The organism is Xanthobacter sp. DMC12, assembly GCF_056314105.1.
In genome coordinates this window covers 33,010-45,929 of record NZ_JBQUYZ010000005.1, presented here as the reverse complement: position 1 = coordinate 45,929, position 12,920 = coordinate 33,010, and the positions used below count along the sequence as shown (strand labels likewise).

The 12,920-nt window shown below is 67.9% G+C and carries 14 protein-coding genes; 7 read left to right on the top strand and 7 right to left on the bottom strand.

Annotated elements, in window-relative coordinates; all coding sequences use genetic code 11:
* Positions 1-237 precede the first annotated feature (237 nt).
* Positions 238-2,154: a propionyl-CoA synthetase gene (locus ACT535_RS18075; RefSeq protein ID WP_476365498.1), complete on the top strand. Its 1,917-nt coding sequence runs from the start codon at positions 238-240 to the stop codon at positions 2,152-2,154.
* A gap of 72 nt (positions 2,155-2,226) precedes the next feature.
* Here ACT535_RS18075 and ACT535_RS18070 read toward each other — a convergent pair whose 3' ends face one another.
* Positions 2,227-2,547, bottom strand: coding sequence for a hypothetical protein (locus ACT535_RS18070; protein WP_476365497.1), 321 nt, complete (start codon positions 2,545-2,547; stop codon positions 2,227-2,229).
* A 41-nt stretch (positions 2,548-2,588) separates the two neighbouring features.
* Positions 2,589-2,906, bottom strand: coding sequence for a hypothetical protein (locus ACT535_RS18065; RefSeq protein ID WP_476365496.1), 318 nt, complete (start codon positions 2,904-2,906; stop codon positions 2,589-2,591).
* Between the two features lie 332 nt (positions 2,907-3,238).
* Here ACT535_RS18065 and ACT535_RS18060 point away from each other — a divergent pair, with 332 nt between their 5' ends.
* From ACT535_RS18060 to ACT535_RS18050, 3 genes are all read left to right on the top strand, one after another.
* Complete coding sequence (locus tag ACT535_RS18060; protein ID WP_168457629.1) at positions 3,239-3,943, top strand: outer membrane protein; 705 nt, start codon at positions 3,239-3,241, stop codon at positions 3,941-3,943.
* Between the two features lie 224 nt (positions 3,944-4,167).
* Positions 4,168-5,082, top strand: coding sequence for an MBL fold metallo-hydrolase (locus ACT535_RS18055; RefSeq protein ID WP_476365495.1), 915 nt, complete (start codon positions 4,168-4,170; stop codon positions 5,080-5,082).
* A gap of 21 nt (positions 5,083-5,103) precedes the next feature.
* Entirely contained in the window at positions 5,104-5,826 is a 723-nt protein-coding gene (locus ACT535_RS18050; protein WP_476365494.1) for an SOS response-associated peptidase, read from the top strand.
* A gap of 3 nt (positions 5,827-5,829) precedes the next feature.
* Here ACT535_RS18050 and ACT535_RS18045 read toward each other — a convergent pair whose 3' ends face one another.
* Positions 5,830-6,609 (bottom strand): DUF1499 domain-containing protein, encoded by a 780-nt coding sequence (locus ACT535_RS18045; RefSeq protein ID WP_168457632.1) that lies wholly within the window; start codon positions 6,607-6,609, stop codon positions 5,830-5,832.
* 41 nt (positions 6,610-6,650) lie between these two features.
* Positions 6,651-7,406: an HAD family hydrolase gene (locus ACT535_RS18040; RefSeq protein ID WP_476365493.1), complete on the bottom strand. Its 756-nt coding sequence runs from the start codon at positions 7,404-7,406 to the stop codon at positions 6,651-6,653.
* 194 nt (positions 7,407-7,600) lie between these two features.
* Between ACT535_RS18040 and ACT535_RS18035 the strand changes: the two genes are divergently transcribed.
* Positions 7,601-8,905 carry an extensin-like domain-containing protein gene (locus ACT535_RS18035; RefSeq protein WP_476365492.1) on the top strand — a complete coding sequence of 435 codons (1,305 nt, stop codon included), beginning with the start codon at positions 7,601-7,603 and terminating at the stop codon, positions 8,903-8,905.
* Positions 8,906-9,032: 127 nt separating this feature from the next.
* Here ACT535_RS18035 and ACT535_RS18030 read toward each other — a convergent pair whose 3' ends face one another.
* On the bottom strand, positions 9,033-9,635 hold the full coding sequence (locus ACT535_RS18030) for a L,D-transpeptidase (RefSeq protein ID WP_210254336.1): 603 nt from the start codon (positions 9,633-9,635) through the stop codon (positions 9,033-9,035).
* Between the two features lie 314 nt (positions 9,636-9,949).
* Between ACT535_RS18030 and ACT535_RS18025 the strand changes: the two genes are divergently transcribed.
* A complete protein-coding gene (locus tag ACT535_RS18025) occupies positions 9,950-10,156 on the top strand; it encodes a hypothetical protein (RefSeq protein WP_476365491.1) in 207 nt (68 codons plus the stop codon).
* Between the two features lie 294 nt (positions 10,157-10,450).
* The gene (locus ACT535_RS18020) at positions 10,451-11,425 is read left to right on the top strand and encodes a magnesium transporter CorA family protein (RefSeq protein ID WP_476365490.1); all 975 of its coding nucleotides are present in this window, start codon (positions 10,451-10,453) and stop codon (positions 11,423-11,425) included.
* A gap of 22 nt (positions 11,426-11,447) precedes the next feature.
* Here ACT535_RS18020 and ACT535_RS18015 read toward each other — a convergent pair whose 3' ends face one another.
* A complete protein-coding gene (locus ACT535_RS18015) occupies positions 11,448-12,164 on the bottom strand; it encodes an SDR family oxidoreductase (RefSeq protein ID WP_168457732.1) in 717 nt (238 codons plus the stop codon).
* Positions 12,165-12,276: 112 nt separating this feature from the next.
* Positions 12,277-12,918 carry a pyridoxamine 5'-phosphate oxidase gene (gene pdxH / locus ACT535_RS18010; RefSeq protein ID WP_168457638.1) on the bottom strand — a complete coding sequence of 214 codons (642 nt, stop codon included), beginning with the start codon at positions 12,916-12,918 and terminating at the stop codon, positions 12,277-12,279.
* Positions 12,919-12,920 lie beyond the last annotated feature (2 nt).

The window sequence follows — 12,920 nt, the reverse complement described above, 5'->3', positions numbered from 1 at the left end:
GTGTCCCCCCACTCGTGCGAATGCTTGTGTTCGCGCCGGGATTCCGGTCGAATTGGAGCGCGAACCTAGCCGAGGGCGGCAGGGCGGTGCAATCGGTGGGCCCCGATACCAAAGTACCAGTCTGCCGCAGGTGGTCGCGGACCCGAGCGACAAACGTCTTACGCATTTGTGCGAGCTTGCGCCGTAAAAAAGCACCCGGCACTACCGGGCTAAAGAAGACCCTTGAGGGAGACGTCCATGTCCATTGATGGCGCGAGCCGCTACGCGCAGGCCTATGCCGGCTGGAAGACCGATCCGTCCACCTTCTGGGCCGAGGCCGCCCGGGGCGTCGACTGGACCCGCCCGCCGGAAACCATCTTCGATGCCGACGCCGGCGTCTATGGCCGCTGGTTTCCCGATGCGGTGGGCAACGTCTGCCACAATGCGCTCGATCGCCACGTCGCCGCCGGCCGTGGCGATCAGGCGGCCCTGATCTGCGACAGCCCCGTCACCGGTACCAAGCGCACGCTGACCTATGGCGAAATGCTGAAGGAGACGGCGACGCTGGCGGCCGTGCTTCAGGACATGGGCGTCGGCAAGGGCGACCGGGTGCTCGTCTACATGCCCATGGTGCCGGAAGCGATCTGCGCCATGCTGGCCTGCGCCCGCATCGGCGCCATCCATTCGGTGGTGTTCGGCGGGTTTGCGGCCAAGGAGCTGGCCACCCGCATCGAGGATGCCGAGCCGAAGGTGATCCTGGCGGCGTCGTGCGGCATCGAGCCGAACCGCGTCGTGCCCTACAAGCCGCTCCTGGACCTTGCCATCTCCATGTCGGCGGTGAAGCCCGAAAGCTGCCTCGTGCTCCAGCGCGCTGAGGGGCCGGGTGCGCTTGTCGAAGGCCGCGATCTCGACTGGCAGGCCGCGGTCGATGCCGCCGCCGCCGCGGGCAAGGCTGCCCCCTGCGCCGACATGCTGGCCACCGATCCGCTCTACATCCTCTATACCTCCGGCACGACCGGCAAGCCCAAGGGCGTCGTGCGCGACACCGGCGGCTACATGGTGGCGCTCGACTGGAGCATGAAGAACCTTTACGGCATCAAGCCCGGCGAGGTGTTCTGGACCGCCTCCGACATCGGCTGGGTGGTGGGCCATTCCTACATCGTCTACGCCCCGCTGATCCTCGGCGCGACCACCCTCGTCTATGAGGGCAAGCCCGTGGGCACGCCCGATGCCGGGGCCTTCTGGCGGGTGATCGAGGAGCACGGCGTCGTCGCCCTGTTCACCGCGCCGACCGCGCTCCGCGCCATCAAGAAGGAGGACCCGGACTGCCTCCTGAAGCAGGGCCGCGACCTCTCGCGCTTCCGCACCCTGTTCCTCGCCGGCGAGCGGGCGGATCCCGATACGGTGGTGTGGGCGCAGGAGCAGCTGAAGGTGCCGGTGGTGGACCATTGGTGGCAAACGGAAACCGGCTGGGCCATCGCCGCCAATCCGGTGGGCCTGGGTCTCCTGCCCATCAAGCTCGGCTCGCCGACGGTGCCCATGCCCGGCTACGACGTGCAGATCGTGGACGAGGCGTCGAAGCCGGTGCCGGCCGGCACTATGGGCTCCATCGTGGTGAAGCTGCCCTTGCCTCCCGGCTGCCTGCCCACCCTCTGGCAGCAGGACGACCGGTTCGCCGAAAGCTACCTCGCCGAGTTCCCCGGCTACTACAAGACCGCCGACGCCGGCTTCCTGGATGACGACGGCTATGTCTTCGTCATGGGCCGCACCGACGACATCATCAACGTCGCGGGCCATCGCCTCTCCACCGGTGGCATGGAGGAGGTGCTCGCCTCCCATCCGGACGTCGCCGAATGCGCTGTCATCGGCGTGAAGGACGAACTGAAGGGAGAGGTGCCCTGCGGCTTCGTGGTGCTCAAGGCGGGCGAACGGCGCGCGCCGGATGTGATCGAGCGGGAGCTTGTGGGACTGGTGCGCGACCGCATCGGCCCGGTGGCCGCCTTCAAGCTGGCCGTTACAGTGAACCGCCTGCCCAAGACCCGTTCGGGCAAGATCCTGCGCGGCACCATGAAGAAGATCGCCGACCACGATCCCTGGACCGTGCCCGCCACCATCGACGATGCCGGCGTGCTGGAGGAGATCGAGGGCGTGCTCAAGGAGCGCGGCATCGCCTGAGCGTTGCCGCCCCCACTGTGACCGAGGCCGGGCCAATGCCCGGCCTTTTTCATGTTCGGGCGCCGGGGGCGTCTACTGCCGCCCGCCGCCGCGCAGGGGGACGTAGCAGCTGTAGCCGATGAAGCACTGCGGATTGTCCCGCGTGGGCACCCATTCCGGCCGGGTCTCCTGGTCGTAGACGCAAAAGCTCTGGTCCCGCACGTAGCGGTCGTAAAGGGTGGGCGACGTGGCGAGCACCACCGCGCCTTTCGATTGAATGAGGGCGGCAGCCTGGGTGCAGGTGAAGGAGCGGCTCTGCGTCTGGGCCGCAGCCGGCCCCGTCAGGCCGGCAAGCGCAGCCACGATCACAAGGCCGAGAGCGCGGCCGGGCCGGCGGGCCGTGCAAGACATCATGGCAACCTCCTGTGTGACGCCCCTCGCGGGCCGGTCGCTTCCTACCGGAAGAAATTGTCCCGGGTTGGCACGTAGCAGGTATAGCCCACGAAGCATTGGGGATTGTCCTTCGTCTTGATCCATTCCGGCTTCAGCTGCTCGGAGCCCGCGCAGTAGCGCAGGGAGATCACGTAACGGTCGAAGATGTTGGGTCCCGTGCCCATCACCACAGCCCCTTGGGACGAGACCATTCCGGCCGCCGCCGCGCATGTCATGGTGAGGCTGTCGGGCCGCGCCAGGGCAGGGCCGGAGGCGATTGCGGCGAGTGCAGCCCCGGCCGCGGCACAGCGCACGAAACCGGGGAATCGGTAAAGTTGCATGGGGCCCTCCTTTTGGAGACCAACGAATCCAGGCTAAGCCCGGCTCCGTGAACGTGCCTTGAACGCCGTTGTTTTTACGAACAATTTACCTTTCGGACCCGGCGGTGGAGCTGATAGCCGGCGAAGGTGGGCCAGAGCGCCTATGTGGCGGTAGCATACTAGGAATTTGGCTTTCGGTTGTGCTGATTTGGGGTAACTGTGGCAAGAATGTTACGGCATTCCGGCGAGACCCCTGCTAGATAGATGTCACTGGACGAAACGACTCGTGGCCCATCCGGCCGCCGGTGATTTCGCCCTAAAGTGCAAGTTACCCAAGCAAGGGGGTTTTGGTCATGAAGCGGTTCCTTCTCGCCACTGTCGCGCTGGCGGCGCTCTCGGCTCCGGCCGCGGCTGCTGACCTGGCGACGAAGTATCCCGTCAAGGCAGTTCCGGTTCCGGTGTTCTCCTGGACCGGTTTCTACATCGGTGGCAACGTTGGCTACGGCGGTGACTCCTTCACCTACGACGTCAATGTCCTGGGCGCCCCGGTGGCCTCGGCCAGCCTGAACTCCTCCGGCTTCTACGCCGGTGGCCAGATCGGCTACAACTACCAGTTCGCCAACAACGTCGTGCTCGGCATCGAGACCGACCTGCAGTGGTCCAACATCGAGGGCTCCGTGAGCGCCTCGATCCTCGGCCTGCCGGTCGTGAACGCCGGCACCACCATCGACTACTTCGGCACGATCCGCGCCCGCCTCGGCTACGCGATCGACCGGTTCCTGCCCTACATCACCGGTGGTGTGGCCTACGGCAAGACCGCGACCACGGCTTCGATCCTGGGCGTGCAGGTGTTCGACAAGTCCAGCACCAACTGGGGTTGGACCATCGGTGCCGGCGGCGAGTTCGCCATCACCAACAACTGGACGTTCAAGGCCGAATACCTCTACGTCGACCTCGGCTCCGCGAGCGTGGACGCCGTTGCGATCGCGCCCGGCCTGAGCGCCAGCACGGACTCCAAGTTCAACTCGTTCCGCGCGGGTGTGAACTACAAGTTCTGATCGAAGCTCTGCTTCATCAGGAAGCCCGCTGCCTCGGCAGCGGGCTTTTCTTTTGTCTGATCGCCGGGCGGCTTCAGCCTGGGCTCATTGCTCAAGGCGATCCCAATCGAGGGGCCTGATCCGCCGCCTCCCCTTCGCCATCCCCTGGCCCCGCTTCCCCATTCCCCCGGAGCCCGACACCGCCGCGGTTGTCGCCGGTGTCCCTGCAGGCTACCGTCACGTTCATGAGCGACGATATCGCCTTCGACCGCAGCTTCGATGTCCCGGCCGGCCGCCTCGATCAGGTGACGCCGCTTGTCCGGCGCATCGTGGCGCCCAATCCCTCGCCCTTCACCTTCACCGGCACCTGCTCCTACATCGTAGGCCGGGGCACGGTGGCCATCATCGATCCTGGCCCGGACGATCCCCGCCACATCGCCGCCATACTCGATGCCGTGAGGGGCGAGACCGTCAGCCACATCGTCATCACCCATACCCACCGCGACCATTCCCCCGCGGCGCAGGCGATCCAGGCCGCGACCGGGGCCCCCACTGTTGCGGAGGGGCAACATCGCGCTGCGCGGCCTCTGGCCATCGGCGAGGTCAATCCCCTCGACGCCAGCGCCGACATGGACTTCCGGCCAGATATCGTCCTGCCCGACGGCGAGGCGGTGAGCGGACCCGGCTGGACCCTGACCGGGATCGCCACCCCGGGCCATTGTGCCAACCACATGGCCTTTGTCCTGCCCGAGGAAGACCTCATCTTCTCCGGCGACCATGTGATGGCCTGGGCAACCTCCATCGTGGCGCCGCCAGATGGATCCATGGGCGATTACATCCGCTCCCTCGAACGCTTCGCCACGCGCACGGAGGCGGTCTACCTGCCGGGCCACGGCGGCCCCGTGCGGAACGCTCCGGACTTCGTGCGGGATTACCTCTCCCATCGCATTGCGCGGGAGACGGCGATTCTTCGCGCTCTCGACCGCGATGTGGAGACCATTCCCGATCTGGTGCGGGGGATTTACATCGGCCTCGATCCCCGGCTCGTCGGTGCCGCCTCGCTGACGGTGCTGGCGCACCTCGAGCATCTGGTCGCCAGCGGGCGGGTCGTCACCGACGGGACGGCGGCCATCACCGGCCGATTCCGCCGCGCGGCCTGACGCGACGGGGCGGAGGCTGGCATGTGCGGACGTTTCGTCCAGCTCACGCCCCCGGCGGCCCTTGCCGCGCTGTTCGGCGTCGACCCGGCGCTGGCGCCGCTGCCCAACGTTCCGCCCCGCTATAATGCCGCCCCGACCCAGGACCTCATGGTGGTGCGCCGCAATCCCGAAACGGGCCGGCGCCATCTCGATCTCCTGCGCTGGGGTCTGGTGCCGTCCTTCGCCATGGACGCCTCCGGCGGCGGGCGACTCATCAATGCGCGTTCGGAAACTGTTGCCGAAAAGCCCACCTTCCGCGCGGCCTGGCGTGCGCCGCGCCGCTGCATCATCCCGGCAGATGCCTTCTATGAATGGAAGGCCGTGGACAAGCGGCGCCAGCCCTTCCTCATCTCGCGCGCCGATGGCGCTCCCCTGGCGTTCGCCGGGTTGTGGGACGGCTGGAAGGATCCCGCCACCGGCCAGTGGCTGCGCACCTTCACGATCCTGACCTGTCCTGCGACGGAGCGCCTGCGCCCGTTGCACGAGCGGATGCCGGTGATCCTGTCCCACCAGGATGTAGCGGCATGGCTGGATGGTGCCGACGGCACGGCGCTGATGCGGTCCTTCCCCGGCGAGGCGCTTCAGCTTTCCCCCGTCTCGGCGGAGGTCAATTCGGTGCGCAATGAGGGAGCCGAGCTGATCGCGCCCCTGCCGCCCGCGGAGGCCGCTGCGGCGACCGCGCTTCTGGCGACACCTTCGGCCTGAGACTCAGCGCCGCCGCCGCTCGGCCGCGAGATCCGCCATCAGCCCCTCGATGCGCTGGGCGTTGGTGCCGAGATCATGGATGCCGTAGCGCGCCGAGGACCGCACATCCACCCGCGCCCCCTTGGAGGTCGGCCGAATCCGGATCGACACGTCGCTCCGGAAACCCATGATGGGTGAGACCGCCACAGCCTCGATCTGACCGTCGCGCCGCGTTCCGCGCGGAGGAATCGCATCGAGGATGTGCCAGCGCCGCTTCTGCACCAAAGCGAGGACGGTATTGAACGCTTCCTCCGGCGTCGCAGTCAGGTCCACGGGCTTGATGCCGGGATAGGCCATGCGCTGGGCTTCCGCCGCCGCCGTGCCGCCGAAGACGAGGCTGTTGGCCTCGCGGGGGTGAGCAAGTGTCAGGGCGCGGAAGCGGGGCGGGTCGGTGGGGTCGGTCGCGATGTCCGTCAGCTGCGGCAGCATCATGCCGCGCGCAAGGACGGCTGCCGGGCCGGCGAGCACGAGGCCGCCGATGGCCACCGCGGCGATGGCGCGGCCGATGCCCAGCCAGCCCGTCTCCCAGGTGATGAAGAAGGCCACGATGCCCATCGCCGCGGCGACGAGGGCCAGCGCGAGCCCGGCCCCGAGCGTGGCGATCGCCGGCTGGAAATCCAGCATGCCGGCGCGATAGAGCAGCGCCGCGAGCGCCACGACCGGCACCGAGAACAGGGCCAGCCGGAAGCTCCAGCGGGCCAGCGGCGAATAGCGCTCCTCGGTATAAAGCCGGCGTCTGATCATCCTGCCGCCCGTGACGCGCACCTGCGCGAGGTTCCCGTCGGTTAGACCGCGTTTTCGCCGGCGAGGGAAGGGGCTTTGCTGCGTGAAGCAGGAGGGACGGCAGGCAAGACAGTGGGCAGGTCGTCCACGCTGTCCACCACGAGGTCCGCATCCCCCACGAGGTCGTCGACCGGCGCCGGGCCGCTGCGCACCAGGATGAAGCGCGCGCCCGCGCCGCGCGCGGCGGCGAGGTCGTGGGCACTGTCGCCCACCACCGCCATGGCGCGGGGCGGATGACCGAACCGCTCGGCGAATGCCGACACCATGCCGGGGCCGGGCTTGGACCCGAAACCGGAATCGTAGCCATGGATGGCGTCGAGGAGCGGCAGCAGGCCCAGGGCGCCCGCCTGTTGCCGGGCATTCTCCTCAGCATCGTTGGTGACGATGGCGAGGGCGAATCCCGCGCCCTTCAGCTGCCCCAGCGTTCGCGCCGGGTGGCCGATGGGCGTGAGGTTGGCGAGCCCTTCGGCGGCGAACAGCCGGTCGATCTCGGCGAGGAAGTCGGCGTCGGCGGGGCGACCCAAGGCGTGGGCCCACAGCGGGCCGTAATGGGCGGACGAACCGGAGACCAGCGGAGAGGTGGGCAGAAACCGCTCCTCGTCGGGGAGATAGTGGCTCACCGCCTCCAGCCGGGCGACGGCATGGGCGTCATCGCGCGCCATCTGCCGCATCACCGCTCCGGCTGCGCGTCCCCAGGTGCGATCGAAATGCACCAGGGTGCCATCCTTGTCGAAAAGCAGCGCGGTCAGGTCTTGCATGGGCGGTCCGCTGGGGGAGGGGGCGCCGGCCGGCCGGCTCGACCACGGCGAAGGACGTCTTTAGTATCACGCGCATGTCATTGAGACGACCCGCCGCACCGCGCCGCTGCCCGACCGCGCCCGACGCCCTGCTGCGGGCCACGGCGCCCCGGCCTGCAGGATTTCCGCTCGCCCTCTGCCTCGGGTTCCTTGCCTTGACGGCGGCGAGCCCGACGCGCGCGGCCGCGCCCCTGCCACCCGCCAAGCCGAAGGATCTCAAGGCGCCGACGGCCCCGGTGGTGGCGCGCCTGCCGTCGCTGCGCGCGGCACCGCTGCCGCCGAGACGCCCGCCGGAACTGGCCGAGGAGGAGGGCGAGGCGGAGCCCGGCGGACAGGAGGTACGGGGCGAAGAGGCCGGGCAACGGGAGGGGCCGGTGGACGTGGGGACGGCCGAGCGCTTCGTGCGCGAGCCGACCACTCCGGGCGGACGACCTCGGGTGGCGTCACGCGAGACATCTCCGGACGCGGTGCCTTCCCCCGGCGGACCAGGAAGCCTGGCGCCATCCGCACCGTCTCCGGGGCCGGCCGCTCCCCTGGTGATGCCCTCCGCCTGTGCGGATCTCGTCGCGGCCGGGGAGATCGAGGCCGATCTCGACGCCTCCCTTTCCATCAATCCCGCATGCGGCCTGTTCGTCCCGGTGCGGCTGACCGCGGTGCGGCTCGGCGACGGGCGGATGATCCCGTTGAGACCGGCGGCGGTGTCCCGCTGCGAGATGACGGTGGCGGCTGCGGCCTGGATGCGCGAGTCCCTGGCGCCCGCGGTCGCGGCGGCCGGCGGGGCGCTGGCGGCGATCCGGATCGCCGATTCCTACAATTGCCGTCCGCGCAATCGGGTGGCGGGCGCCAAGATGAGCGAGCACGGGCGCGGCAATGCGGTCGACGTCGGGGGCTTCGAACTCGGCGACGGGCGGGTGTGGACCGTGGCGAAGGGCGGCCTGCCCATGGCGCTGCGCGGGTCCATGAAGGACAGTGCCTGCACGCGCTTCGCGACGGTCCTCGGCCCCGGATCCGATGGCTATCACGAGGATCATATCCACGTGGACCTCGCCCAGCGCCGCAACGATTTCAAGCTCTGTCACTGGAATCTTGACGCGGGCACCGCAGTGGCGTCGCGCAAGGACAAGCCCGCGCCCAGCGCCCCGGCGGCGTCGGCGCAGGGCGAGGGCGGTGATGGGCACGACGGGGAGGCGGCCGGTCCGGACAAGGATGCCGCCGACAAGAATGCCGCTGCCACTTCGGCCGGCAACGCCGCGGGCGAGACGTCCAGGTCCGGCAAGGCCAGCCCGCCCAAGGATGGATCGTCAAAGGATGGATCGTCCAAGACTGGATCGTCCAAGACTGGATCGTCGAAGAGCGGTCAGGCGAAGAGCGGTCAGGCCGGCAGCGCGCAGCCTAAGAATGCGCAGAACAAGGACGGGGGCACCAAGCCCACCCCGTCGAAGCAGAGTCAGCCCGACTGAACGTCTCGCGACCGCGGCGCTTCAGGGCGTGCGGGGCCACGGCATCGGCCTGAAAGCGCCTGAGCATATGCCCAAACAAAAAGGGCGCGGCCGAGCCGCGCCCTTTTAACGTCCGATGGACGAAAGCTCAGAGAACCACGACCTCGGCGCCCACCGGAACGCGGCTGTACAGGTCGATCACGTCCTCGTTGAGCATGCGGATGCAGCCCGAGGAGATCGCCTGGCCGATGTATTCCGGCTGGTTGGTGCCGTGGATGCGGAACAGGGTGTCCTGATTGCCCTGGTAGAGGTACAGGGCGCGGGCACCCATGGGGTTGTGCGGGCCGGGCGCCACGTAGGACGGAAGACCAGCGATGCGCTGGTGGATTTCCGGGGTGGGGGTCCAGCTCGGCCATTCGGTCTTGCGACCGACCTTGGCCTGACCGCGGAAGGCGAGGCTTTCCTCGCCGACGGTCACGCCGTAGCGGATCGCCTTACCGTTGCCTTCCACGTAGTAAAGGAACTTGTTCGGAGTATCGACGACCACCGTGCCCGGCTTCTTATTGGTCGGATACTCAACGATATGCCGCTCGAACTCGCCCGAAGGCTTCACATTCGGGTACGGCTTGTTGGCAAGAAGCTGCTTGTCTCGCGCCGTCATTGCCGTATCCGGCGCCGGCGCAACCGTTCCGGAGATGCAGCCGCTGAGCATCAAACCCGTCAGCAGTGCCCCGACCGCTCGCCACATCATATCTCGCCTCTTCAACTCTTTCCTTGACGCGCAAGGAGGATTCGACCCGCGAAAATGAATTAACCCAATGTCCGCCTCGCTAGAAGGGTGTTCGGATGGGGAGCTGTTGCTTGTGCGAAGGCGTTGCAGAAATGCCTCACAGATTGCCCTTTCGGCACCCTCTTTGGAGTTTCGCAAGGTTTGGGGCGCCTACTCTTCGTATGACCGCGGAGAAGTCGCATCGGCTGCACAGTTTTGACGCAGTTGATCGCCATCTCTGGAGGGGTCACGCGAAGGTGCCGCTGCGTAACGGCGCACCACACAGGAGTTGGGACATGTCTACCGGACACCAAGGGCTCAGCCCCCGGGAGGAATCGGATCTGAAGCGTACGGCGCAGAGCCAGCAGTGGCGCGACATCGGCATTTCCGCCGTCGCCGCAGCCGCCCAGCAGGCGAGCGACAAGAAGGCGGCCGAGGCCAAGGCGGCTGCCCAGGCCAACAAGGTGGTCACCCTCAAGGACATCGACTTCCTCGCCGCCTGAGCGAGAGCGATGGTTCTCCCGGACCCGGCGCGGGGGCCGGCCGGGGTGGTGACGAGCGACGTGCTGGCCGCAGGGTGTCACGTGTCGCCCGGCGAGGATGCCCGAGCCGGCCAAATCATTCGTGTCGGCCAAGTCATTCGAGCCGGCCGCAGCACGTTCGGACTGGCGGCGACATCGGATTGCCGCCGGGTGACGGGGCGGTATCTCGGGAGCGGAAACGGAGAACGGGCGGCAGCCGCAGTTCCCACGCGTCCCGCGGCGGGCTAGAAGGTCCGGCCGATCGGGGACCGCCGCATGATCTTCGCCTATATGCCCAGCCAGGGAAGTCTCGTGGCCGCCCCCGTAACGGACGGGCCCATACCCGAGGCCGCCGTCTGGCTCGATCTGATCTCACCCACCGAAGCGGACGACGCGCGCGCGGAAGCGTTCGCTGGCATTTCCGTGCCGACCCGCGAGGAGATGGGCGAGATCGAGCAGTCGAGCCGCCTCTATGTGGAGGGCGGCGCGCGCTACATGACCGCCACCATTCTCTGCGGCGCCGATACCGAGACGCCGGTGATGCTGGCCGTCACCTTCATCCTTACACGCGGCCGCCTCATCACCGTGCGCTACGGCGAGCCGCGCGCCTTCCCGTCCGTCGCCAACCGGCTCGGCAAGTCCTGTCCGGACACCATCAAGGGCGAGGATGTCCTGATCGAGCTGCTGGAGGCCGTGGTGGACCGGTCCGCCGACGTGCTGGAGCAGATCGGCGCGGACGTGGAGCGGATTTCGCGGCGCATCTTCGAGCGGTCGAGCGGCCGGGAGAATGCCAACCAGCGCTACCGCGCCATTCTCTCCCACATCGGCCGCAAGGAAGGGCTGGTGTCGTATGCCCGGGAAAGCCTCGCCTCTCTGCAGCGGCTCATTTCCTTCCTCGGGGCCGACACCGACGGATCGACCATCGCCAAGGATGGGAAGGCCAACATCAAGTCCATGAGCCGCGACGTGGCCGGCCTCTCCGACTACGCGAACTTCCTCGGCGACAAGCTTCAGTTCCTGCTGGATGCCACCATCGGCATGGTGGGCCTGGAGCAGAACAACATCATCAAGATCTTCGCCGTGCTCTCGGTGGTGCTGATGCCGCCGACGCTGATCGCCTCGATCTATGGCATGAACTTCCAGCACATGCCGGAGCTGAGCTGGACCTATGCCTATCCGTCCGCGCTCGTTGCCATGGTGATTTCAGGCATCCTGCCCTACGTCTTCTTCAAGTGGCGCGGCTGGCTCTAACTCCAAAAATCAGCCCGCCCCGTCAGACGTGCTGGCCGCCGTTGATGTGGATCTCGGCGCCATTGAGGTAGGAGGAGGTCTCCGTGCAGAGCACGTAGATGATCTTCGCCACCTCGTCCGGCGTGCCGAGGCGCTGCATGGGGATCTGCGCCACGATCTTGTCCGTGCCCGGCGAGAGGATGGCGGTGTCGATCTCGCCCGGCGCGATGGCGTTCACCCTTATGCCGCGGCGGCCGAAGTCGGAGGCCATCTCCCGCGTCAGGGAAGCCAGCGCCGCCTTGGAGGTGGCATAGGCGGCGCCCGCGAAGGGATGCACCCGCGAGCCGGCGATGGAGGTGACGTTCACCACCGAGCCCTGGGCCTTCTCCAGCTCCGCCGAAAGGCCGCGGGCGAGGATGATGGGGGCGAAGAAATTCACCTGGAACACGTCGACCCAGGTCTCGAGGTCGGTGTCCAGCGTGCCGAGCCGCGCGCCGCCCTCGCCCTTGGGCGAGATGGCGGCATTGTTGACGAGGGCGTCGAGCTTGCCTTCCGGCAGGCGGCGCTTCACCTCGGCGATGGCCGCTTTGGTGCTGGCGGGGCTGGAAAGGTCCACCTGCAGATGGTCCTCCGGCCCGGCGCCCCACGGGCACTTCTCCGGGAAGGCATGGCGCGAGCAGGAGATGACGCGCCAGCCGGCGGCCGAAAACCGCTTCACCGTGGCATGGCCGATGCCGCGCGAGGCCCCGGTGAGGAGCATGATGCGCGGGCGGTCCTGAGTATCGGATGTCATGGTGTGAGCCTCGGCCACAGCGGGCGAACGTGATGCACCATCCGCCCGCGTCCGGGTCAAGCCCGGTCGGCTTTTTCGATCAGGGATAAAGCCGCGTCTTCGTCCAGGCGTCGCCCTCGCCGGCGCGGCGGAACACCACACGGTCGTGCAGGCGGAACGGCCGGTCATGCCAGAATTCGATGGCCACGGGCAGGATGCGGAAGCCGGTCCAGTGGGGCGGGCGCGGCACGCTGCCGAGGGCATATTTCGCGGTGGTTGTCGCGACCGCCGCCTCCAGCGCGAAGCGGCCTTCCAGCGGCCGAGACTGGGTCGAGGCCCAGGCGCCGATCTGTGAGAGGCGGGGGCGGGTGGCGAAATAGGCATCGGCCTCCGCGTCGCTCACCTGCTCCACCGGCCCGCGCACCCGTACCTGACGGCGCAGCGACTTCCAGTGGAACACAAGCGCCGCCTTGGGATGTGCTGCCAGTTCCCGGCCCTTGGCGCTCCCGGTGTTGGTGAAGAAGACGAAGCCGCGCTCGTCCAGCCCCTTCAGCAGCACCATGCGGGCATCGGGAAGCCCATCCTCGTCCACGGTCGCCAGCGTCATGGCGTTCGGATCGTTGGGCTCGGACTTGCCAGCCTCCTCCAGCCACTCGGCGAAAAGACGGAATGGTTCGGAAGATTCGGTGAAATCACCGGATGTTAAGGGATCACGGGGTTCCATGGTGTCGCTCGCCGTCATGT